The 22,324-nt window shown below is 43.4% G+C and carries 19 protein-coding genes, 2 tRNA genes and 3 rRNA genes; 14 read left to right on the top strand and 10 right to left on the bottom strand.

What is annotated here, in order from left to right; translation table 11 throughout:
- Positions 1-6 precede the first annotated feature (6 nt).
- A complete protein-coding gene (locus JFY49_RS03245) occupies positions 7-1,017 on the bottom strand; it encodes a metallophosphoesterase (RefSeq protein ID WP_200223751.1) in 1,011 nt (336 codons plus the stop codon).
- A 111-nt stretch (positions 1,018-1,128) separates the two neighbouring features.
- Between JFY49_RS03245 and JFY49_RS03240 the strand changes: the two genes are divergently transcribed.
- Complete coding sequence (locus tag JFY49_RS03240; RefSeq protein WP_200223750.1) at positions 1,129-2,763, top strand: phospholipase D family protein; 1,635 nt, start codon at positions 1,129-1,131, stop codon at positions 2,761-2,763.
- 16 nt (positions 2,764-2,779) lie between these two features.
- On the opposite strand, the gene JFY49_RS03235 is transcribed toward JFY49_RS03240, so the two are convergent.
- Entirely contained in the window at positions 2,780-3,604 is an 825-nt protein-coding gene (locus tag JFY49_RS03235) for a lysophospholipid acyltransferase family protein (RefSeq protein WP_200223748.1), read from the bottom strand.
- Between the two features lie 357 nt (positions 3,605-3,961).
- Here JFY49_RS03235 and hflX point away from each other — a divergent pair, with 357 nt between their 5' ends.
- The 8 genes from hflX (at position 3,962) to JFY49_RS03195 (ending at position 10,346) form a co-directional block, all read left to right on the top strand.
- Positions 3,962-5,293, top strand: coding sequence for a ribosome rescue GTPase HflX (gene hflX, locus JFY49_RS03230; protein WP_200223747.1), 1,332 nt, complete (start codon positions 3,962-3,964; stop codon positions 5,291-5,293).
- A gap of 43 nt (positions 5,294-5,336) precedes the next feature.
- Positions 5,337-5,708, top strand: a complete 372-nt coding sequence (locus tag JFY49_RS03225) for a hypothetical protein (protein WP_166170898.1) — start codon at positions 5,337-5,339, stop codon at positions 5,706-5,708.
- A 9-nt stretch (positions 5,709-5,717) separates the two neighbouring features.
- A complete protein-coding gene (locus JFY49_RS03220) occupies positions 5,718-6,392 on the top strand; it encodes an LrgB family protein (protein ID WP_166170899.1) in 675 nt (224 codons plus the stop codon).
- Between the two features lie 92 nt (positions 6,393-6,484).
- Positions 6,485-6,931 (top strand): DUF2147 domain-containing protein, encoded by a 447-nt coding sequence (locus JFY49_RS03215; protein WP_086195714.1) that lies wholly within the window; start codon positions 6,485-6,487, stop codon positions 6,929-6,931.
- A gap of 161 nt (positions 6,932-7,092) precedes the next feature.
- Positions 7,093-7,539 (top strand): DUF2147 domain-containing protein, encoded by a 447-nt coding sequence (locus tag JFY49_RS03210; protein ID WP_200223739.1) that lies wholly within the window; start codon positions 7,093-7,095, stop codon positions 7,537-7,539.
- A 312-nt stretch (positions 7,540-7,851) separates the two neighbouring features.
- Positions 7,852-8,301 carry a DUF2147 domain-containing protein gene (locus JFY49_RS03205; protein WP_200223738.1) on the top strand — a complete coding sequence of 150 codons (450 nt, stop codon included), beginning with the start codon at positions 7,852-7,854 and terminating at the stop codon, positions 8,299-8,301.
- A 119-nt stretch (positions 8,302-8,420) separates the two neighbouring features.
- Positions 8,421-9,755, top strand: a complete 1,335-nt coding sequence (locus JFY49_RS03200) for an IS4 family transposase (protein WP_200223737.1) — start codon at positions 8,421-8,423, stop codon at positions 9,753-9,755.
- Positions 9,756-9,896: 141 nt separating this feature from the next.
- Positions 9,897-10,346: a DUF2147 domain-containing protein gene (locus JFY49_RS03195; protein WP_086195717.1), complete on the top strand. Its 450-nt coding sequence runs from the start codon at positions 9,897-9,899 to the stop codon at positions 10,344-10,346.
- A gap of 49 nt (positions 10,347-10,395) precedes the next feature.
- Here JFY49_RS03195 and JFY49_RS03190 read toward each other — a convergent pair whose 3' ends face one another.
- The 3 genes from JFY49_RS03190 to pdxA are packed head-to-tail and all read right to left on the bottom strand — an operon-like array spanning position 10,396 to position 13,068.
- Positions 10,396-11,256 (bottom strand): symmetrical bis(5'-nucleosyl)-tetraphosphatase, encoded by an 861-nt coding sequence (locus JFY49_RS03190; protein WP_200223736.1) that lies wholly within the window; start codon positions 11,254-11,256, stop codon positions 10,396-10,398.
- Positions 11,257-12,069: a 16S rRNA (adenine(1518)-N(6)/adenine(1519)-N(6))-dimethyltransferase RsmA gene (rsmA, locus tag JFY49_RS03185; protein WP_086195719.1), complete on the bottom strand. Its 813-nt coding sequence runs from the start codon at positions 12,067-12,069 to the stop codon at positions 11,257-11,259.
- A gap of 30 nt (positions 12,070-12,099) precedes the next feature.
- Positions 12,100-13,068, bottom strand: coding sequence for a 4-hydroxythreonine-4-phosphate dehydrogenase PdxA (gene pdxA, locus JFY49_RS03180; RefSeq protein ID WP_200223735.1), 969 nt, complete (start codon positions 13,066-13,068; stop codon positions 12,100-12,102).
- Positions 13,069-13,840: 772 nt separating this feature from the next.
- Here pdxA and rplM point away from each other — a divergent pair.
- From rplM to JFY49_RS03155, 5 genes are all read left to right on the top strand, one after another.
- The gene (rplM, locus tag JFY49_RS03175) at positions 13,841-14,269 is read left to right on the top strand and encodes a 50S ribosomal protein L13 (RefSeq protein WP_004811299.1); all 429 of its coding nucleotides are present in this window, start codon (positions 13,841-13,843) and stop codon (positions 14,267-14,269) included.
- A 12-nt stretch (positions 14,270-14,281) separates the two neighbouring features.
- Positions 14,282-14,668, top strand: coding sequence for a 30S ribosomal protein S9 (gene rpsI, locus JFY49_RS03170; RefSeq protein WP_068974925.1), 387 nt, complete (start codon positions 14,282-14,284; stop codon positions 14,666-14,668).
- 332 nt (positions 14,669-15,000) lie between these two features.
- The gene (locus JFY49_RS03165; protein WP_200223734.1) at positions 15,001-15,651 is read left to right on the top strand and encodes a glutathione S-transferase N-terminal domain-containing protein; all 651 of its coding nucleotides are present in this window, start codon (positions 15,001-15,003) and stop codon (positions 15,649-15,651) included.
- 12 nt (positions 15,652-15,663) lie between these two features.
- Complete coding sequence (locus tag JFY49_RS03160; RefSeq protein WP_180176580.1) at positions 15,664-16,095, top strand: ClpXP protease specificity-enhancing factor; 432 nt, start codon at positions 15,664-15,666, stop codon at positions 16,093-16,095.
- A gap of 19 nt (positions 16,096-16,114) precedes the next feature.
- Positions 16,115-16,762, top strand: coding sequence for a hypothetical protein (locus tag JFY49_RS03155; RefSeq protein WP_200223733.1), 648 nt, complete (start codon positions 16,115-16,117; stop codon positions 16,760-16,762).
- A 111-nt stretch (positions 16,763-16,873) separates the two neighbouring features.
- On the opposite strand, the gene rrf is transcribed toward JFY49_RS03155, so the two are convergent.
- The 5 genes from rrf to JFY49_RS03130 all read right to left on the bottom strand — a co-directional run bounded on the left by rrf (position 16,874) and on the right by JFY49_RS03130 (position 22,245).
- Positions 16,874-16,988: ribosomal RNA gene (gene rrf / locus JFY49_RS03150) — 5S ribosomal RNA — on the bottom strand.
- Between the two features lie 177 nt (positions 16,989-17,165).
- A 23S ribosomal RNA gene (locus tag JFY49_RS03145) occupies positions 17,166-20,058 on the bottom strand.
- Between the two features lie 387 nt (positions 20,059-20,445).
- Positions 20,446-20,521: transfer RNA gene (locus JFY49_RS03140), tRNA-Ala, on the bottom strand.
- 48 nt (positions 20,522-20,569) lie between these two features.
- Positions 20,570-20,646 (bottom strand) — tRNA-Ile (locus tag JFY49_RS03135).
- A 61-nt stretch (positions 20,647-20,707) separates the two neighbouring features.
- A 16S ribosomal RNA gene (locus JFY49_RS03130) occupies positions 20,708-22,245 on the bottom strand.
- The 16S, 23S and 5S rRNA genes sit together here with 2 tRNA genes alongside, the layout of an rRNA operon.
- Positions 22,246-22,324 lie beyond the last annotated feature (79 nt).

The following is a 22,324-nucleotide window of genomic DNA, read 5'->3' as shown; positions in this document are numbered from 1 at the left end:
CAAGATTTAAACCAATTCAATAATATCAATGGTCGGCGGTACGCGAAAACGAAAGGGCACACCGACCATTCCTGTGCCTACAGTCACAAAGACATCTGCATTTTCATGCTGGTACAAACCCTTTTTATGTCCCAAGATGGAAACTTTTTTCATGATGTAGTTGGTCAGCCAAGGCAGTTCCACCTGCCCACCATGAGTATGCCCCGACAGCATCAGAGGACGGGTTGGCAATTGCGGCACCATATCCACCGTATCCGGGTTATGCGACAAAATCACCCAGGGTTTGTCTTGCGGCAAATCCGGCATGTAGCGCATATCGGTTTTTCCGGCCCATAAATCCCCTACGCCCAGCAACCGAAATTCATCGAATTCAATCATCTGACCTTCAATATCAATCACGTTATTGACTTTTAACGCATGCCGCAACAGGTTTAGAATCGGCGGTCCGGGATACTGTTCATCATGATTGCCATTCACCGAATACACCGGCGCATTAATGTCTTGCAAAATGGCCAGTTCATCGGCCAGTTTGTTTTCAGGTTCATAGGTCCAGTCCCCTGCCACCATCACTAGATCAGGATTCTGCCGATTAATTTTATCGACAATAATTTTCAGTTGGCGTTCGTGCCCGGAAAACAGACCAATATGCAAATCGGCAATCAAGGCAATTTTGACGGGGCTTTGCAGATTTTGCTCCGGATGGAGCTGATATTGCAGGGTTTTAACCATGACATGCTGAGGTTCGATAAAACGGGCATAAATCAGCACGCAGCTCAGCAAGAAAATAAACACGGCTTGGTGAATCGAGTAATAACCACTCCAACCGGCAAACAGGCTAAAGAAAAATAATGGGAAAAGTAAATAAGATAAATAAAAGGCCAATAAATGTACAAAGGCCTTAAAGGGATGAATAGTTTCTGTCCGTGTCTGGCTTAACCAAGCATGTGCGATACCCCACACCGCAAGCAGAGCGAAACAAATATAAAAATAAAAAGCAACTGCGTGCGAATCCCACATATTATCGTCTCTAATCATTACGATGATATTACATCATTCATCTATTCTGATATTTATCTTTTCACAGCTCACAATTATACTCAAACCAATTTTTGGTATTGTTTACACCCTATGACGCGATCTTCTCATCAGCTCACACACTTAAACAGTGGTCAATCCCCTAGCACAGCTAGCTATAAAACCACCGTATTATTAAGTTGTAGTCTGCTGCTCGGAATTCCGGCATGTTCCACCCTTCCCAAACAAATACCACAGCCTGTTGAATATTCATTTGATACCAAAGCCGAACAGACTTCACTGGCTAAAATCATTGTGCCCTTAAGGGAACAAAACCCGAACCTGACCGGTTATCATGTGCTGTACGACCCGCTTGAGGCATTGGCAGCACGTATCCATTTAATTGATAAAGCAGAAAAAACTTTAGATTTACAATACTACATTTGGGACAACGATAAAATTGGCGCGCTGGCCCTGCACTCCATCATTCAGGCAGCGGACCGAGGTGTAAAGGTCCGTTTATTGATGGATGACAATAATGCCAAAAAGATGGAAGGCATTTATCTAGCCCTCGATCAGCATCAGAATATTGATGTGCGCCTGTATAATCCTTACCGTTTTAGACATTATCGTGCCATGGACATGGTACTGGACTTAAAACGGATTAACCGTCGCATGCATAACAAAAGCTTTATTGCCGACAACCAGATTGCATTGATTGGCGGTCGCAATATGAGTAACCAGTATTATAACGTTAGCGACAATTATCAGTTTTCCGATGTCGATGTGATGCTGGTCGGCGCTGCATCGGATGAAATTATTCATTCCTTCGATGAATACTGGAATGACGATTATGCTTTTCCGGTCAAGCAAATTGTCAATCCCCGACATTATTCCTTGCGTTTTGACAGCCTGAAAAAACAGCTTGAGGAACACTCCCAAAACATTACCGTACAGAATTATCTCGATTTAGCCACCCGATCGCATGCTTTTGAAAACTGGCTGAATAACAGTATTCAATTTGACTGGGTCAAGGCAGAAGTCGTCAGTGATTCACCCAGTAAAATCCGGGCAAAAGCCAAAAAAGAACAACATCTGAATTTTCAGCTGATTAACCGTTTAGAAAAACCCGAACACAGCGTCGATATTATTTCAGCCTATTTTGTCCCGGAAAAAAAAGGCGAGAAAATGCTGAGTGATCTGGCGCAAAATAATATTAATGTTCGGGTACTGACCAATTCCTTTAAAGCCAATGACGTGGCTTTGGTTCATGCTTTCTATGGCAAATATCGCAAGGATTTACTTCAGAATAATGTCCAGCTTTACGAGTTTCTGTCTGTTCCGGAAAGCGAAAACCTGAATGCCCATACCCAGGAAATTGCAGAAAAAGCCAAAGTCAGCATCAAAGGTTTAAGCCGTTCCAGCCTGCATGCCAAACTGATGGCTATTGATGAAAAACAGGTGTTTATTGGTTCTTTTAATCTTGACCCACGTTCCGCCTATTTGAATACCGAAATTGGAGTATTGCTGGACAGCCCAAACCTGGCCAAAGCGGTCCACTCCACCATGGATCAGAACCTGTCTAAATATGCCTACAAACTGGTGTTAGATGCCAACAATAAAATCAACTGGCAAATTAAAGGTCATGATGGCAGCATTAAAACTTACCAGAAAGAACCCAAGATGAAATGGTGGCAAAAGGCCGGTGTCAAAATGATTTCATGGTTACCAGTTGAAGGTTTTATGTAAGCTGCAATGGTATTCACTAGTCATGCAAAGACTCAGGCGGCTTTTTCAGTGCTTTCTGCTGTAACTGTGCTAAACCGGCAATCATCTGGGTATGTACGGCTTCTGTTAAACTTTCAACATCATGTCCTTCCACGGCGATTGCCGGTAAAGCCATGAGATGAACCATCACCTTTGGCATTTCCAAAACGTTTTTAACATGGTCCGCAAAACTAATATCACCGATGAACGGTGCCACTGTATCCAGCTCTCCCTCTTGATTCACATAACAAATCAGACAAATTTGCACCGGACGATTTGCGTCAATGGCGGCACCCAAAATACGGCCATAGATTTTTTTAATTTTGCTGCCATCCGAAGTGGTGGCTTCTGGAAAAAATAATACCGGGATATCACGTTTTAGAAATGTGGTAATTTGCTCTTTAATTTTAATCGAATCACCCGAGCCACGTTTAATAAATAATGTGCCACCGCCCTTGGCCAGTTTGCCAAATAAAGGCCATTTTTCAATTTCAGCTTTGGCCAAAAAGAATACCCGGGCACTTGAACCCAACACTGCAATATCCAACCACGAAACATGGTTACTCACCCACAGCGCCGGCTCACGTGGAATTACTCCATGTACTTGAATCTCAAGGTTAAATACCTTGCATAACTCGCGGCAAAAATGCTGTACATAACGCGTATTACATGGGTTGTTCGGATCTTTATATAAGCGATGACGGAAAACCAGATAAAACCCTTGAATAATTGCCGCTAAAACAGCCAATAACTTTTTGTTATATAAAAAAAATTTAGACAAGCCATTTAACGATGAACTTTCAGTTACGGAGGATTGAGTCATAGATGGATCACTAATTATTAGCTGCAGCGTTTAATCATTTATTTGCTGCCATTCTATACTGTTCATTTTGAACTTGCATTGATCATAAAAACCTAAATCAGCCAATAAAGCCAGTAAATCATTTATTTTTATCACCAATAAAGAGCTTGAATCATACGCTGGAAATTAAAAACAAGACTCAGATACATCTCCGTGATTTTCTGCTTTTAATGACTGCTTTCTAGAGATCCCTGCTCATAAAAACACGCCCTGGACTGAATATCTTGTTACGATGCTTTGTTAAGTTTTTGCTATTTTTCCCTTTGCCTGTTCATTTTCAACTAAAATAAAATTTTAATGCAGTAGAGATCATCTTTAGTGGAATATTTTGAGCAACATCAGGGTGGTGAACGAACAATCTTAGTGAGTGTATCGGTACAGCTATTAGATGACCTTGATGCAGAAGAATTTCGTTTACTGGCAAAATCTGCAGGCGCTGAAATTTTAAACCATATTAACGCTCAACGTATTAAACCCGATCCCAAACTGTTTATCGGCTCTGGCAAGGCAGAAGAAATTGCCGCTCTGGTACAGGAGCTTGAAGCTAATCTGGTCATTTTCGATCATTCGCTAACACCCGCTCAAGCCCGTAATTTAGAAAAAATCATGCTCTGCCGTGTGGTGGACCGTACCGAACTGATTTTAGATATTTTTGCGCAACGTGCCCGGACCTATGAAGGTAAATTGCAGGTTGAGTTGGCACAGTTACAGCACCTCTCCTCACGTTTAGTGCGCAGCCACAGTAATCTTGATAGTCAAAAAGGCGGGATTGGCTTGCGTGGCCCGGGTGAAACCCTGCTGGAAACAGACCGCCGTCTACTGCGTATCCGCATGGGACAACTCAAAACCAAACTGGATAAAGTCCGCCAGACCCGCATGCAAGGTCGTGTTGCACGGCAAAAGGCTGCTGTTCCGACTGTCTCTTTAGTCGGTTATACCAATGCCGGCAAATCCACCCTGTTTAATATTTTGGCCAACAGCAATGTTTACGCGGCAGATCAGCTGTTTGCAACATTAGACCCTACACTGCGCCGCCTGGAATGGGATGGTATTGGACGTTTGGTGCTGGCAGATACCGTGGGTTTCGTGCGTAATCTCTCGCATTCCTTGGTCGAGTCCTTTAAGGCAACGTTGGAAGAAACGCTGGAAGCCACCTTACTGCTGCATGTGATTGATTCCAGCAGCCCGGATATGCTGGAACAGATTGAAGCGGTAGAATCGGTACTCAAGGAAATTGGTGCCAATGTGCCAGTACTGCGCGTCTATAACAAAATTGATGTCAGTGGTGAAGATGCCAAAATTGTTTATGCTAAACCGCATATGCCCGATCGGGTGTATGTATCCGCACACTCAGGCCAGGGTTTAGACCTGCTGCGTCAAGCGGTACAAGAATGTTTGATGGGCCAAATTCAAAGCTTTGAGCTAATGTTAAAGCCTGCCTATGGCAAATTGCGCACCCAACTCTATGCATTGAATGTCATTCAATCTGAAAATTATGATGATGTCGGTAATCTGCATTTGCATGTGATTATGGCACCGCAAAAGCTGGAACAGCTGATTAAACAGGCACATTTGCCTATAGATGAAATTCTAGGACACAAGGCTGCACAATTTAAACGGCCGCTTGAGGAATTTGAAATAAAAAGATAAATCGGTTAAAACGTGACAAGTGTAATTATAATTGTTGGTAAAAATGGACTGGATAAAAACAACGGACTGGCCAGCCTGGATTGGCACCGTGGCATTAATCATCTGTTTCCGTGAAGGAGCCGTATGGTTAACCACACAATTTCATCATCCTGAACTGGGTAATCTGGTGGGCTTGATCAGCCTATTGGTGACTTTATTTATCTGGAGAAGTTTCAAGAAATTACCCAGTCGCTTGGTCGATACCAATAACAAGATCATGAAAGAAAGTGCCTTTGCCTTTTTGCCAATTAGCGCAGGGTCCTTGATTATGCTGACTCAAATGGGCAAGGAAATGCCGGCTTTTTTACTGGTGATGTTTGTCAGCACTCTGATTCCTTTGTGGGTCTATGCAAAAATGTCCAAGCGCTGGTTATAGGGAAATTATATGTTCACAGTACTCTCGGGTTTTTTTATCACCCTGATCGCCTATCTGGTCGCAAAACCGATCAATAAACGCCTGCCGCAAATTCCGGTCATTGTGATTGGCATGTTTTTGATTATTGGACTGTTGTTGTCATTCGGGATTCGTTATGAATCTTATATGGCACAGGTCAATCCGCTTTTTAATCGCCTCTTGGGCTATGTCACCGTTGCATTGGCCATTCCTCTCGCGGCCATGCGTTATGATGATCTGCCGCTGAAAGCCATGCTCGGAATTCTGGTGTTTGCCAGTATCAGTGCGGTCGCACTACCGATGGGACTTGCCTATTTACTGCATATGACTGATTCCAGCATTATGGCTTTTGCTACACGCGCCGTGACTACCCCCATCGCAATTAATATTGCCACCCTGTTACATGCACCTATGAGTATGGTCATTCTTATTGTGATTTTATCCGGCGTGATTGGAGCAGCCTTTTCTCCCTTGATCCTGCGTCATATTAACGATGAACGAGCTTCAGGTCTGGCATTAGGTTTGGCTGCACATGCCATTGGAACAGCACAGGCATGGCAAAGAGGCAGCGTAGCAGGACGCTATGCTGCATTTGGCATGGCAGTGAATGCTGTATTTACTGCCATATGGCTGCCTACTTTTATACTTTATTTACAAAAAATGTGACCAAACAGTCATTTGCATTGATAATGATTGTTGCTTGTCAAAAATACTCCTAGTATCAGGAGTACTGTCAGTGGAATGAAGGAACATTCAAAATGGTCAAGATGAAACTTACTATTGCATTAATTTGCTCAACTTTAGCGAGTTTTGCTCTAGCTCAAGACCTTACAGGAACGTGGAAAAATATTGATGATAAAACCGGTTCATCAAAAGCCATTCTTGAAATTCGCCAGGAAAATAATGGCACTTATACCGCACAAGTGGTCAAAGTCACTCCGCGTCCTGGCTATACTCCCAAAGAAATTTGCGTCAAATGCCCGGCACCTTATACCAATCAGCCCATTCTAGGCATGGATGTCTTGAAAGGTTTAAAACATATAGAAGGACCCAACTATGCGAATGGTAAAATTATCGATCCGCTATCTGGTCATATCTACAGCATGAAAGCGAAATTAAGTCCAAATGGTAAACGCTTAACCCTGCGTGGTTATGTTGGGGTTTCAGCATTAGGCCGTAGTCAGACCTGGATTAGAAATGACTAAATATGACAAAAAGCCACACTATGTGGCTTTTTTCTTCACTGATATTTAAATAATTCACATTATATTTCATTTTTATGAAACAGTGGGTTGACTATTTTTTAAACGATAACTATATCTTTATATAAATTAAAAAAATATTTTCCACACTCACAGGAATTGATATGAAGAAAAATCTATTATTTGCTGCTTTTGCCAGTTTAGTTTGTAGTGGGAACGTATTGGCAAATGATCTTAGCGGAACATGGAAAACCATTGACGATAAAACAGGCTCATCAAAATCCATTCTAGAAATGCGCCAAGAAAGCAATGGAACTTATACGGCAAAAATTGTAAAAGTCACTCCTCGTCCAGGTTATACCCCGAAAGAGACCTGTGTAAATTGTCCAGCACCTTATACCGACAAACCTATCTTAGGATTAGATGTTTTAACGGGATTAAAATCTATCGGTGATAATCAGTTTGTAAATGCCAAAGTTCTTGATCCACTGAACGGTAAAATCTATAGCGGCAAAGCAAAATTAAGTCCGAATGGTAAACGTCTCACTCTACGCGGTTATGTCGGTGTATCCGCACTTGGTCGTAGCCAGACCTGGATTAAACAAGATTAAATGATACACATGGTCGTGTACTAGACTCTTTAACAGGAAAAATAATAACTTGAAAGGATGAATTACACTGAATGCTAAACGTTTTATATTATGTGGATATGTAGGAATTATGGCTCTGGGTCGAACTCAAATCTGGATTAGAAACGACTAAATATGACAAAAAGCTGTACTATCTGGCTTTATTATTCAATGAATTTTAAATAATTCACATTATTCTTCATTTTCATGAACCACTATATTGACTATTTTATAAACAATCCTAATATAGTTTTTAAATTAAAAAAATTATTCACCACAACCGCAGGAATATATATGAAAAAAAATATCTTACTTGCTGCTCTTGCCATTGTAGTTTTTAGTGGGAATGTATTGGCACAAGATCTATCAGGTACTTGGCAACAAATTGATGATAAAACCGGTTCACCCAAAGCAATTATCGAAATTAGTAAAGATACAAATGATATTTATACCGGTAAGATCGTCAAAGTAACCCCTCGTCCAGGTTATATACCGCAAAAGACATGCAACAAATGCCCTGCCCCCTATACCAATCAGCCTATTTTAGGTATGGATGTACTCACCGGATTAAAGCATGTGGAAGGTACAAATAACTATGAAAAAGGTCGGGTCATCGATCCTTTAGCAGGTAAAATTTATGATGCCAAAGTTCGACTAAATACGAGCGGAAAACGTCTCACTTTACGTGGCTACATCGGTATTTCAGCATTAGGTCGCAGTCAGACCTGGTTACGGGTCGATTAATTCAAATCCCTGTTTTTAATTAAAAAGCCACAATATTGTGCAATGCTGTTCACTTAAGCATTTGAAGCCTCGCGAAATTTATTAGAGAATCCGATGTCAGGTTTGGCATCGGATTTTTTATGGTGTTTCAGCAGGATCTTCTCGACCTCAACGGTCTATTTAACTTCTCGGATCTGAGTACCTTTACTCACAATATCCCCATTGAGTGGGTCGAATCCGCACTCAAGTTGAGCAGTTCAGCTACTATCCGCAGGCGACGCTTGCCTGCAGATCAAGTCCTCTGGCTGGTTCTTGGGATGGCAATTTTTCGGGATGAGCCCATCCATGAAGTGGCAAGAAGACTGAATATTTGCGCTCAGGGGTTAGCCTCTCTTGACCTGCTGGCACGTAGTGGGGTAACTGAAGCCCGTAAGCGTTTGGGTGCAGATCCTGTAGAGTGGCTATTTCGCCAGACGGGTCAATACTGGGGACATGAGCGATATCCAGATGATCAATGGCAGGGGCTTCAGGTCTTTGCTGTCGATGGTGCACTCTTCCGAACCCAGGATACGACTGATCTTCGTGAGCACTTTGGCTCAGGCAATACTTCTACACAGCGCCAGACGCCATTTCCGATGCTACGGCTCGTCGCGCTGATGAATGTGCGCTCACATACACTGGTCGATGCACAGATCAGTCCCTATCGCCGGGGCGAGATTCCTTTGGCTGCAAAGTTTATCTCCCAGATTCCGAATAACTCGATCACCTTGTTTGACAAGGGTTTTTGGAGTGCGGATTTATTGCTTTCACTCTCGATGCAAGGTCAAGGTCGTCACTGGCTGATTCCGGAGCGCAAAAATCTGAAAAGTGATGTGATCGAGACGTATGCAGAAGGTGACGTGCGGGTACGGATGAAAGTGTCACCCCAGGCAAGAAAGAAAAACCCGATGCTCCCCGAATACTGGGAAGTCAGGCAAGTGAGTTATGCTGTGCGGGGCGGACGAATAAAGACAGTTCTGACCTCGCTGCCGGCCGATCAATATCCTGCAAAGGATATCGCCAGGCTCTATCAAGAGCGTTGGGAAATCGAATTGGGTTTTCGGGATATCAAAAGCTCGATGCAGCATAATGCCATCACGCTTCGCAGCAAGACGGTAGAGCTGGTTTATCAGGAGTTGTGGGGTCTGTTGCTGAGCTACAATATTATTCGGCGAGAAGCGGCATTTGCAGCGGTAGCCTTTGGGCGTTCACCTTCGGATATCCGTTTTAAGCCTGCATGCCAGTACATAGCCGTTCAGCTGATTGTGATGGCGAATGCCAACCCTTTGTCAGGGACTGGCAGGCGGCTATCGGAGCTGAGATCAGGGATGGGTAGCCTGTTTCTGGAAAGGCGTTCGAGGCCAACAACACCCCGAACGGTTAAGATGTCAAAAACCCGTTATCCGGTAGATCACAATGCTGCTCCTCTTAAGTGAACAGCATTGCACAATATTGTGGCTTTTTATCCAAATCAGCTTAAAACTGTTTGCTTGACTCTAGAGTATATTGACTAATTACTTTATCTATCTAATATATCCGTTAATTAGAAAATGAAAGATTAAGTGAGAGTCTTATATATGCAAAAGAATCTATTGCTGGCTGCTTTTGCTGCTGCACTTTTCAGTGGAAATGTTTTCGCAGAAGACATTTCTGGAACATGGCAACAAATTGATGATAAGACCGGTGCTGCGAAAGCGATTATTAAAATTAATAAAGAAAACAATAATACATTTACCGGGAAAATTATTAAAGTTACTCCTCGCCCAGGTTATACTCCACGAGAGACATGTAATAATTGCCCAGCACCATATACCAATCAGCCTATTTTAGGTATGGAAATCCTGAAGGGCTTAAAACATGTATCTGGAACCAATAACTACGAAAAAGGCCGTGTTATAGATCCACTAGCGGGTAAAGTTTATGATGCCAAAATCAGACTGAATGCAACAGGCAAGCGTTTAACATTAAGAGCCTATATGGGTATTTCCACCTTGGGACGAAGCCAGACCTGGATCAGACTTGACTAAGCAAGTTTAAATATAAAAAAGCCACATGATGTGGCTTTTTTATTATGGCTTAGCTTGAGGATGACATCATAGGATTATCGACTTTAAACAATTGTCGATCTTCTAATCGATAAGCAATCAGTTGATTGCCCCAAACACACCCCCCATCCACATTCTGAATCTGGGGCGTAATGGTTTTCCCTTGTAATCCAGCCCAGTGTCCAAAGATAATTTGATGGGTTTTAGCCGCTTTGGACTCAAAGTCAAACCATGGCTGAAAGCCTTCAGGCATAGGATCATCCAGAGAATCTTTAAAACTGAATTCCATTCGCCCTTCTGCATTGGTTAAACGCATACGGGTCAAGTAGTTAGTAATGCAACGTAAACGGGCATGACCCTGCAAATCATCCGACCAACAATTTGGCTCTTTGCCATACATGTTAGCCAAAAAAGCATCGACCACGTCAAAGTCATCATGACCAATTACTACCTCAACTTCCTTAGCTAAAACCGCTGTTTGTTCTACTGTCCAATTCAGCGGGATCCCTGCATGGGTCAAAACCGTATATTCATTCGGAAATAAACATAAAGGCTGTTTACGCAGCCATTCGATCAAGTCATCACTTTCCAAAGCATGAATGACATCATCAATATTGTCTTTGGGATTAATCTCTTTAGTCCCACGTGCCACAGCCAATAAATTAAGGTCATGATTACCTAAAACCGTTGCAGCAACACCCTTATCAACCAGCTTTTTGATAAAACGTAAAGCCCCAATCGAATTTTCACCACGTGCAACCAAGTCACCCGCAAACCAAAGAAAATCTTGATCTGCATCAAACTGAATCGTTTTAAGTAATATTTTCAAAGCTTCAAAACAGCCCTGAATATCACCAATCACATAATTGTATCGAATATTCGAAGCTGCCATTTAATCCACCATTTGATCTGCTAATGCTACAAATTGAGCCAGCGTTAAAGTCTCGGGGCGCGCCATCGGATCAACACCTGCTTTCTCAAATCCCTCTTCAACCAGCATACCTTTTAAACTATTGCGTAAAGTTTTACGACGCTGGGTAAAGACATGGGACACCAGACGGGCCAAGGCTTTTTCATTCTTGGCCACAATCGGTTTAACAGCATAAGGCTCCAGACGAAAGACGGCAGAAGTGACTTTTGGGGGTGGATTAAATGATCCCGGTGGCACTTCAAACAGGAAAGTCGGTTTGCAGTAATACTGGATCATCACCGACAAACGGCCATATTCTTTGGTATTGGGTGAGGCGGTAATACGGTCAACCACTTCCTTTTGCAGCATGAAGTGCATATCTTTAACTTTGTCACCAAATTCCAAGAGATGGAATAACAATGGCGTTGAAATGTTGTATGGCAGGTTACCAACCACACGTAGCGGACGGCCTTCTTGAAACAACTCAGTAAAGTCATATTTCAAGGCATCCGTTTCAACAATGGTTAAACGCTCAGGATGCGGCACACGGCCTGGTAAACCTGCCGCCAAGTCACGGTCAAGTTCAACTACAGTTAAGGCATCACATTCACCAATTAAAGGTGAAGTTAATGCTGCAAGACCGGGACCAATTTCAACAATGTTATCGCCAGAACGAGGATTCACTGAACGGACAATTTTGGCAATGACACGTTGGTCATGTAAGAAGTTTTGCCCAAAACGCTTACGCGTGTGATGCCCTTCATCTTTGGGGTTTAAGGCATTAATCTGATACATAAACATTTCCAACGTGTAATAAAGACAAGATCACTGACGCGCAAGTTCGAGCGCCAAATCCACAGCCACATGTAAGCTCGAGCTTTTCGCAAGACCTGTACCTGCAAGGGAGAGTGCTGTGCCATGATCGACAGATGTACGGATAAACGGCAAGCCCAAAGTAATATTGATGGCTTCACCAAATCCTTGAGATTTTAACACAGGTAAGCCCTGATCGTGATACATCGCCAATACAGCATCGGCATCTTTTAAATTTTCCGGGGTAAATAAGGTATCTGCTGGCAAACTCAGACTCATATTGATGCCTTGCGCACGATAAGTTTCCAGCACAGGATTAATCAACTCAATTTCTTCCATTCCCAAATAACCATCCTCCCCAGCATGCGGATTTAAACCACACACCAGAATATGCGGATGATCAATCCTGAATTTGGTTTTTAAATCGTGGATTAAGATATCAATCACCTGATGCAGGCGCTCAGTCGTAATCGCATCAGGCACATCACGTAAAGCCAGATGCGTAGTCACCAGTGCCACCCTTAAAGTCTTGGTGGCCAGCATCATCACCACCCGATCGACACCAGCAAATTCCTGATAATACTCAGTATGACCACTAAAATGGATACCCGCTTCATTGATAATGGATTTCTGTACGGGCGCAGTGGCTACACCGACACTTTTGCCTGTCATGGCGTAATCTGCAGAACGACGTAATTGTTCCAGCACATATGCTGCGTTTTGGGCATTCAGTTGCCCCAAAACCACTTCTGTATTTAAGGGCACATGTTCGACATAAAGCTGTCCTTGAGCTGCAGATTCTAATTGTCCTTGATATTCAATTAGTTCAATCTCTTTCTTTAATAATTCGGCACGTTGCTTTAATAAATGAATATCGGCTAGTACCACAATCGGACGTTCATCAACACGATCCGCCAAACTTAAACAAATATCTGGACCAATACCAGCAGGTTCACCACTCGTAACATATAAAGGAAGCATAATTTATCCAAGAAGTTCAATATTCAACATTATAACGCGAATGCTAAACAAGAAAGCTGAAGCTGCGCAAAACAACATATAGATCAACTACTTTAATCAACAAAACAACTCGTAATTAGCAATACATCGATATTTTTCACTTTAATAGATTTCTTTCATAAATCGTTTTTAATGACTATAAGTTGTTCATAATACGAAAACAAAAATTTAATTTTTTTTAGCCGGTATTCGATTCATGAGTGTGGCATGGATGCCACCACGTTTCCCATCACGACAAGGAAGTCGTGTATGGGGAACAAAAGGTTTTTGTCTACTTTTGACCTTTCAAAAGTAGACATATTGCCTACGCAAAGGCATCAAAATCAAATCCATAAGCTGAGGCCGTGCTGATTTTAAAAATCAGATTGAACATATTTTAATTTATGAAAGGTATCTAATATTTCAATAAAAACAAAATTTTAAATTTTCATCATCGCTTATCCCAAATACTGAATGGCACAAGTACTCAAGTCGATAAAATCATATCTATTGCTTTTAAGCAGAACATGCAAAATTCACAGTTGCAGAACTACAAGCCAATATTTTTATCCTCATTTACCGATCACCCGTTTTAGATTTCCCAACACTTCCATTTTCATCCTTGTTCTTTTAAAATATAGCGCTTGAAATTTTATATTTTCATTGTGGTTCTACTGACTTTCAGGTAGAATTCTGTCTCCTTTTGTTTGGACAGATTCCACCGTCCAAACCAACTATAATAGGTAGTGGTTTAATGAAAACTCTCAGCGCTAAGCCAGCTGAAGTTCAACACGACTGGTACGTTGTTGATGCTTCTGGCAAAACTTTAGGTCGTCTTGCGACTGAAATCGCTCGTCGTTTACGCGGTAAGCATAAAACTTCTTATACTCCTCACGTTGACACTGGCGATTACATCGTTGTGATCAATGCTGAACAAGTTCAAGTGACTGGTAAAAAATCACTTGATAAAAAATATTATCGCCATACTGGTTTCCCTGGTGGTATTCGTGAAACTAATTTCGAGAAATTAGTTGCTCACAAACCAGAAGAAATTTTCCAACGCGCTGTAAAAGGCATGTTGCCAAAAGGTCCTCTTGGTTATGCAATGATCAAAAAAATGAAAGTGTACGCTGGTACTGAGCATCCACATACTGCTCAACAGCCACAAGTTTTGGACATCTAAGGGATACAGCACATGGCTACTAACTATGGTACAGGTCGCCGTAAGACCGCAACTGCACGTGTTTTCCTATCAGCTGGTACTGGTAAACTCGTAATCAACAACCGTACTCTTGAACAGTACTTCGGTCGTGAAACTGCTCGTATGGTTGTTCGTCAACCTTTAGAGCTTCTAGAAGCTACTGAAAAATATGACCTTTACATCACTGTTGCTGGTGGTGGTATTGGTGGTCAAGCTGGCGCTATCCGTCACGGTATTACTCGTGCATTGATCGCTGCTGACGAAACTTTAAAACCTGCTCTTCGTCAAGCTGGTTTCGTTACTCGTGATGCTCGTGAAGTTGAACGTAAGAAACTTGGTTTACGTAAAGCTCGTAAACGTCCTCAATTCTCTAAACGTTAATTCGTTTACCGAATTGGACAAAAAACCCTGGATTATCCAGGGTTTTTTTATGGGACTTAAATTTTAATCTGGATAAATATTTCATCTTACTGTTCATGCACATCCTTACCCCACACGCCTTCATGACACCAGAAAGATTTGGTGAGATAATAATTCGCAAGACCAATCAAAATAAACAGTAAGATTATCGCCAGTTTAATCAGCATCTTGTTTTCCTCCAGTTATTTTTTCTTATCATCTTTTTATCTTAACCCCAATTGTGCTTTTATGCTTCGTGCTTTTTAGCTTGAATTTTAGTATCCTATTCCATTCATTTATCACTGTTTCGGATTATGTCAATCGAAAATGCACATCTACAAGGAATTACGCTTTACAGTCATGCGGATGATTTTCGCTCCCACTGGATACGCTATGTACTTGCAGAGAAGCAAATCAAATATAATCTAATTATTGTAGATGAAGACGATGAGGATCTGGCCAGTCTCAATCCCTATAATCAGCTCCCCATGCTGATCGAAAATGATTTAAAATTATTTAATTCCAGCATTATTTCTGAATATCTAGACGATCGCTACCGTCAGAACAAACTCTATGCCGATGCACCAATGCCACGAGCAGAGCAACGTCAATATATCTGGCGTTTTGAGCAAGACTGGTTAAGGCTGGCAGATATTATGCTATGTCATTCAGATACCCTGAATCAGAAAGCTAAAGAGAAAGCTCAAAAGCAACTTAGAGATACCCTGATTTCTCTTACACCTCTTTTTCAGCATTTCCCCTATTTTATGTCTGAAAATTTTACAATTTTAGATTGTATGCTAGCACCTATTTTTATACGGTTAAAGGCGATGGGTATCGAATTGCCTAAACAGCATTGCCGTCCTATTCACTTATATTGTCAACGAATTTTTAGTCGACCTGCATTCATCAAATCTTTAACCATGCAGGAAAAAAACCGCTACAGCGAATTTTTAGCAAATTAATCGAGTACAACCATGTCTGAACAAGAATTGAATCTCACGCCTACCCGACCTTATTTAGCACGCGCTATTTATGAATGGATTTGTGACAACAACCTGACTCCATATTTATTGGTTGATGCCACCCAGCCTAATACCATGGTGCCAGAACAGTTTATTCAAGATGGTCAAATTGTTTTAAATATCGTTCCTCATGCAGTGCATAAACTACATATGAGCAATGATGCAATCACCTTCTCTGCGCGTTTTGGTGGCGTTTCACGTGACATCTATGTACCCTTAAATGCAGTATTGGGGATTTATGCACGCGAGAATGGACAAGGTTTGTTCTTTGATCCAAATGAATATGAAGGTATCCAAATTACTGAAGATACTTTAAAATCAACCACAACATCAGAAGAAACTGAACAACCTAAGAAAAAACCAAGCCTACGGTTATTAGATTAAAATAATATGGAGCAAGTGAATGGCTTTTGATTTAGTACAATATTTTGCTGAGCAGATTAACAATCAAAAGCTTCAGCTTCTCGAACACTATTCTAGAGAAGATCGAAAAACATATCTGTTAGAAATTAATGCACTGGTATTAGGTAAACTCATTTCACTTTGGCGAACTGACGATAAAAAAGTTTATCAGGAGATTTCTTCACCCGATGATCTTTTTATTCAAGAGGTTGCGCGACACCTTACAACATCTTCAAAAAATCGGTCTACCCTGCCTAAAAATGAATTAGAATCAACAGTAACTGAAATATTAAAATTACAACTGACAGAATTAAAACAGCTTAATGATATTGGAAACCTGAATATCAGAGGTTTACGTGAACTGATCTTAGGACAGATTGAACACTTATCTGGGCAGGCTTCTGATTGGGTTTGGTCAACAAATGATCTAACAGAATTAAAAGGCTCTAAACCAATTGAGCAAGAAGAGATATCATTAGACTCAACAATGAAGGAGTTTAGTCAAATGGTTCACCAGAATATCCAGCAGCATGATGTTGAAGAAGTTACTGTTGTAAGCCCCCCAACCTGGGCAAAGATTGTTGAGCCTGTCGTTGCAATCGCAATTCTCTGGGTACTGACCTCTGCAGCATGTAATATTTTTGCTTAAAATTTGCAAAAATTCCAATCTTAAAACCAGCAAATGCTGGTTTTTTTATTACTTATCTTTCCCCGCATAAAAAAAGCCCCTGCACTTGGCAGGGGCTTTTTAGGAATAATGAGCTGGCGATGACTTACTCTCACATGGGTAATCCCACACTACCATCAGCGCTAAGAGGTTTCACTTCTGAGTTCGGGAAGGGATCAGGTGGTTCACTCTTGCTATGGTCGCCAGCACAACTGTTTATGACTTTGCGTTTGGTCTTATTTAGATGCCAATGCTTGGTCAAATAGAATTCATTAACAGGTATATCTGAGCTGTCATATTTTGTTCTTTAGCGTTCACTAAATCAAGCTGTTTTGCTTAATATCGAATCAATTGATGCTTTATACAACAACTGTTTGGGTGTTGTATAGTCAAGCCTCACGAGCAATTAGTATTGGTCAGCTTCACATATCACTATGCTTCCACATCCAACCTATCAACGTCGTAGTCTTCAACGGCTCTTTAGGAGACATAAAGTCTCGGGGAAATCTTATCTTGAGGTAGGCTTCCCGCTTAGATGCTTTCAGCGGTTATCCCTTCCGAACATAGCTACCCGGCGATGCGACTGGCGTCACAACCGGTACACCAGAGGTTCGTCCACTCTGGTCCTCTCGTACTAGGAGCAGATCCTCTCAAATTTCCAACGCCCACGGTAGATAGGGACCGAACTGTCTCACGACGTTCTAAACCCAGCTCGCGTACCTCTTTAAATGGCGAACAGCCATACCCTTGGGACCTGCTTCAGCCCCAGGATGAGATGAGCCGACATCGAGGTGCCAAACACCGCCGTCGATATGAACTCTTGGGCGGTATCAGCCTGTTATCCCCAGAGTACCTTTTATCCGTTGAGCGATGGCCCTTCCATACAGAACCACCGGATCACTAAGACCTACTTTCGTACCTGCTCGACTTGTGGGTCTCGCAGTTAAGCGCGCTTTTGCCTTTATACTCTACGCGTGATTTCCGACCACGCTGAGCGCACCTTCGTACTCCTCCGTTACTCTTTAGGAGGAGACCGCCCCAGTCAAACTACCCACCAGACATGGTCCTCGTCCCGGATAACGGGACAGAGTTAGAACCTCAATATTACCAGGGTGGTATTTCAAGATTGGCTCCACTAGGACTAGCGTCCCAGCTTCAAAGCCTCCCACCTATCCTACACAAGTAAGATCAAAGTTCAATGTCAAGCTGCAGTAAAGGTTCACGGGGTCTTTCCGTCTAGCCGCGGGTACACCGCATCTTCACGGCGATTTCGATTTCACTGAGCCTCTGCTGGAGACAGCGCCCCCATCATTATGCCATTCGTGCAGGTCGGAACTTACCCGACAAGGAATTTCGCTACCTTAGGACCGTTATAGTTACGGCCGCCGTTTACTGGGGCTTCGATCAAGAGCTTCGCTTACGCTAACCCCATCAATTAACCTTCCAGCACCGGGCAGGCATCACACCCTATACGTCCACTTTCGTGTTTGCAGAGTGCTATGTTTTTAATAAACAGTTGCAGGGGCCTGGTTTCTGTGGCTGCTCTCAGCTCAGGAAGCAAGTTCCATCACCAAAAGCAGCGTACCTTCTCCCGAAGTTACGGTACCATTTTGCCTAGTTCCTTCAGCAGAGTTCTCTCAAGCGCTTTGGTCTACTCGACCTGACCACCTGTGTCGGTTTCGGGTACGATTCCAGTGTAACTGAAGCTTAGAGACTTTTCCTGGAAGTATGGTATCAGCCACTTCACTGTACAAGTACAGCTTGCTATCAGATCTCAGCATAGAGCACCCCGGATTTGCCTAAGATGCATGCCTACTTCCTTCCACCTGGACAACCAACGCCAGGCTGACTTAACCTTCTCCGTCCTCTCATCGCATTACACTGAAGTATTGGAATATTAACCAATTTCCCATCGACTACGCCTTTCGGCCTCGCCTTAGGGGTCGACTCACCCAGCCCCGATTAACGTTGGACTGGAACCCTTGGTCTTTCAGCGAGCGGGTTTTTCACCCGCTTTGTCGTTACTCACGTCAGCATTCGCACTTCTGATACCTCCAGCAGACTTCTCAATCCACCTTCATCGGCTTACAGAACGCTCCCCTACCACGTATACAAAGTATACATCCGCAGCTTCGGCACATAGTTTTAGCCCCGTTACATCTTCCGCGCAGGCCGACTCGACTAGTGAGCTATTACGCTTTCTTTAAAGGGTGGCTGCTTCTAAGCCAACCTCCTAGCTGTCTATGCCTTCCCACATCGTTTCCCACTTAACTATGATTTTGGGGCCTTAGCTGGCGGTCTGGATTGTTTTCCTCTTGACTACGGACGTTAGCACCCGCAGTCTGTCTCCCGGATAGTACTCATTGGTATTCGGAGTTTGCATCGGTTTGGTAAGTCGGGATGACCCCCTAGCCGAAACAGTGCTCTACCCCCAATGGTATTCGTCCGAGGCGCTACCTAAATAGCTTTCGGGGAGAACCAGCTATCACCGAGTTTGATTAGCCTTTCACCCCTATCCACAAGTCATCCCCTGGCTTTTCAACGACAGTGGGTTCGGTCCTCCAGTCAGTGTTACCTAACCTTCAACCTGCTCATGGATAGATCACCCGGTTTCGGGTCTATACCCAGCAACTAAACGCCCTATTAAGACTCGATTTCTCTACGGCTCCCCTATTCGGTTAACCTCGCTACTGAATATAAGTCGCTGACCCATTATACAAAAGGTACGCAGTCACCGAACAAGTCGGCTCCCACTGCTTGTATGCATGCGGTTTCAGGATCTATTTCACTCCCCTCACAGGGGTTCTTTTCGCCTTTCCCTCACGGTACTGGTTCACTATCGGTCAGTCAGGAGTATTTAGCCTTGGAGGATGGTCCCCCCATATTCAGACAAGGTTTCACGTGCCTCGCCCTACTCGACATCATCATATAAGCCCTTTCGTGTACAGGACTATCACCTACTATGGTTGCACTTCCCAGAGCATTCCACTAAAGCTTATATGACTTAATGGGCTTTTCCCCGTTCGCTCGCCGCTACTGAGGGAATCTCAATTGATTTCTTTTCCTAAGGGTACTGAGATGTTTCACTTCCCCTCGTTCGCCTCGCAACACTATGTATTCATGTTGCGATACCTACCTTATGGTAAGTGGGTTTCCCCATTCAGAAATCTCCGGATCACAGGATATTTGCCGCCTCCCCGGAGCTTATCGCAGGCTATTACGTCTTTCATCGCCTCTGACTGCCAAGGCATCCACCACATGCACTTAATTACTTGACTATACAACCCCAAACAGTCGTTTATCCCTACAAGTAGGATAAGCAACAGATTATGATGATTTCTCATCACTTTCTTACAGTTGGCGTTTGTGCACTTAAGCACTGTACAGCTTCAATTAGATTCATATACCAAAACGCTTGATTCAGTTTAATCGCTAGTAACTTATTTCATCCAACTTTCACAATTACTTGCTAGGTTGTTTAAAACGAGTATGAACAATTTATTTCAACTCAAATATATTCTGTTAATGATTTTTCTCGTCTTCGTCAGATCGAGAAACTGTGATAAATCACAGAGGTTAATAACAATGCCGCGCATTATACGCCGCTTTCTTACTAAGCTCTATAAGCTATCTAACCGTTTGCTTATTATGCATCCGAAGATACATGGTGGAGACTAGGAGAGTCGAACTCCTGACCTCCTGCGTGCAAAGCAGGCGCTCTACCAACTAAGCTAAGTCCCCAGCTTATCAATAAGTCAATGTTTCTGATTTTCCGTACTTCGTCAGTAGTGGTGGGTCTGACAAGACTTGAACTTGTGACCCCACGCTTATCAAGCGTGTGCTCTAACCAACTGAGCTACAGACCCTCAGATACATCGTCATGAAGAACAACTTGTTGTGGATTCTTACCGATCGTCAATCTTTCGTTAAGGAGGTGATCCAGCCGCAGGTTCCCCTACGGCTACCTTGTTACGACTTCACCCCAGTCATCGGCCACACCGTGGTAAGCGTCCTCCTTACGGTTAGACTACCTACTTCTGGTGCAACAAACTCCCATGGTGTGACGGGCGGTGTGTACAAGGCCCGGGAACGTATTCACCGCGGCATTCTGATCCGCGATTACTAGCGATTCCGACTTCATGGAGTCGAGTTGCAGACTCCAATCCGGACTACGATCGGCTTTTTGAGATTAGCATCCTATCGCTAGGTAGCAACCCTTTGTACCGACCATTGTAGCACGTGTGTAGCCCTGGTCGTAAGGGCCATGATGACTTGACGTCGTCCCCGCCTTCCTCCAGTTTGTCACTGGCAGTATCCTTAAAGTTCCCGGCTTAACCCGCTGGCAAATAAGGAAAAGGGTTGCGCTCGTTGCGGGACTTAACCCAACATCTCACGACACGAGCTGACGACAGCCATGCAGCACCTGTATGTAAGTTCCCGAAGGCACCAATCCATCTCTGGAAAGTTCTTACTATGTCAAGACCAGGTAAGGTTCTTCGCGTTGCATCGAATTAAACCACATGCTCCACCGCTTGTGCGGGCCCCCGTCAATTCATTTGAGTTTTAGTCTTGCGACCGTACTCCCCAGGCGGTCTACTTATCGCGTTAGCTGCGCCACTAAAGCCTCAAAGGCCCCAACGGCTAGTAGACATCGTTTACGGCATGGACTACCAGGGTATCTAATCCTGTTTGCTCCCCATGCTTTCGTACCTCAGCGTCAGTATTAGGCCAGATGGCTGCCTTCGCCATCGGTATTCCTCCAGATCTCTACGCATTTCACCGCTACACCTGGAATTCTACCATCCTCTCCCATACTCTAGCTTCCCAGTATCGAATGCAATTCCTAAGTTAAGCTCAGGGATTTCACATCCGACTTAAAAAGCCGCCTACGCACGCTTTACGCCCAGTAAATCCGATTAACGCTCGCACCCTCTGTATTACCGCGGCTGCTGGCACAGAGTTAGCCGGTGCTTATTCTGCGAGTAACGTCCACTATCCCTAGGTATTAACTAGAGTAGCCTCCTCCTCGCTTAAAGTGCTTTACAACCAAAAGGCCTTCTTCACACACGCGGCATGGCTGGATCAGGGTTCCCCCCATTGTCCAATATTCCCCACTGCTGCCTCCCGTAGGAGTCTGGGCCGTGTCTCAGTCCCAGTGTGGCGGATCATCCTCTCAGACCCGCTACAGATCGTCGCCTTGGTAGGCCTTTACCCCACCAACTAGCTAATCCGACTTAGGCTCATCTATTAGCGCAAGGTCCGAAGATCCCCTGCTTTCCCCCGTAGGGCGTATGCGGTATTAGCATCCCTTTCGAGATGTTGTCCCCCACTAATAGGCAGATTCCTAAGCATTACTCACCCGTCCGCCGCTAAGTATTGGTGCAAGCACCAATACTCCGCTCGACTTGCATGTGTTAAGCCTGCCGCCAGCGTTCAATCTGAGCCATGATCAAACTCTTCAGTTTAAAATCAATAGTGCTTTATTCAAAACACCAAATCTGGCTCATCAATTTTCTGACAAATATTTCTCAAATAAACTTCGAG

It is taken from the genome of Acinetobacter sp. CS-2, assembly GCF_016599715.1.
GTDB lineage: Bacteria > Pseudomonadota > Gammaproteobacteria > Pseudomonadales > Moraxellaceae > Acinetobacter.
This window is presented reverse-complemented; position numbering and strand designations above follow the sequence as displayed.